Source organism: Planomonospora algeriensis, assembly GCF_977012225.1.
In genome coordinates, this window is the sequence record NZ_CDRNDK010000833.1 from 1 (window position 1) to 1,476 (window position 1,476).

At 71.6% G+C, this 1,476-nt stretch carries 2 protein-coding genes; both read right to left on the minus strand.

Translation table 11 applies throughout. The features are described from left to right. Nucleotides 1-350, minus strand: a 350-nt coding sequence (locus ACWJ6R_RS36195; RefSeq protein ID WP_449066524.1) for a Rho termination factor N-terminal domain-containing protein, incomplete at its 3' end; no start/stop codon positions are given. A gap of 498 nt (nucleotides 351-848) precedes the next feature. After that, on the minus strand, nucleotides 849-1,476 hold a 628-nt coding region (locus ACWJ6R_RS36200), incomplete at its 5' end, for a homoserine kinase (protein WP_449066525.1).

Here is a 1,476-nt window from a genome sequence, read left to right on the forward strand (position 1 = left end):
GGCCGGGGCGGCGGAGGTACGGGAACGTTCCCTGCGGCTGCGCGCGGGCGCTCGGCGGCCGGTTCCGCGACGGCGGGAGCCGGGGCCGCGGGGGCGGCGGGCGCGGCGGCGCTCTCCGCCGTCACGCCCTGCTTCTCCTGAATGGCCGCGATCAGCTGGCTCTTGCGCATCCGCCCGGTCCCGCTGATGCCGAGGCCGGAGGCCATGGCCTGAAGCTCGGGCAGCACCATGGCGGACAGGCCGGTGCCGGAGCGACGACGCGGCGACTTCGCCGCGGCGCGGGTGGGGGTGTCGCCGGCCGCGGACTGTGCGCCGTTCGCGTCGGAGAGGAGTTCGGTGGTGTCGCTCACTAATGGGTCCTTCCCAGGGGTCGGGCGTGGCCATGATCAGCCAATCGTCCCGGTGGTGCGATCGATCCGGTGGGACAGACCGGGTCAGGTTGCACGTTGTGGTCCTGTCGCGATCCTGTTGCGATCCTGTTGCGATCCTCGACGGCCCGGGAGGGCCGTCGCCACTGTCGGAGAAGGGCACATCCACGCCCCCGCCATCGAGACCCGCCGACGGTGAGGCGCGGAGGACACCCCCCGGATTGCTACCGGCAACCAGATGTCGAGGTGATTCGAACGCGCATGTCCCCTAAAACGCCGCCTCTCCTTGCCCCGCTCGAATGTGGACCATTCGGAGGCGGCGGATTCGGGGAAGCCACTGCGGCGTTCACGCCTCGTGGAACGGGACGTGAGGCAACGATGTGTGGCTGACAAGCACGCACCCAGCACGGGGGCATCTGGTGCGGCTATCAGCCTAACATCACCAGCGCACACAGCTATTCCCTGAAGGCCGAAGAGGCATCAACGTGTCTCGGGAGAAACAACGCACGCACCGCGGGTTTCGACATCCAGTGGCCGGATGTGCCAGTCATTACCCACTTCTGGTGCGATCAAATCCTGCTTATCCCCCGTGGAAAACGCAAGGATCGTGGGACCGGCGCCCGAGACGACCGCGGGGATCCCGAGTGCGCGCAGGCGCGCCACCAGATCCGCCGTCCGCGGCATCGCCGGGGCCCGGTAGCCCTGGTGCAGCCGGTCCTCGGTCCCGGCCAGCAGCAGCTCCCGCTCCGGCCGCCCGGTCAGCGCCGCGACCAGCAGCGCGGCCCGCCCGGCGTTCGCCGACGCGTCGGCGTGCGGCACGTTCGCGGGCAGCAGTCCCCTGGCCGTCTCCGTGGCCAGGCGGTGCTCCGGGACGAGGACCACGGGCCGCACGTCGGCGTGCGGGAGCAGTTTCGCCATACGCGGAACGCCCGACGGCTCCGTCCACGCGACCGTGAGCCCGCCGGCCAGGCAGGGTCCCACGTTGTCGGGATGCCCCTCGATCTCGGTGGCGAGGGCGAACACGTCGTCGTCGGTGAACTGCGGCGGGCCCGGCGGCGCGGCCGGCGCCGTCCCGTCCGGACGCGGAGCGGCGGCGTACGGCGCGGCG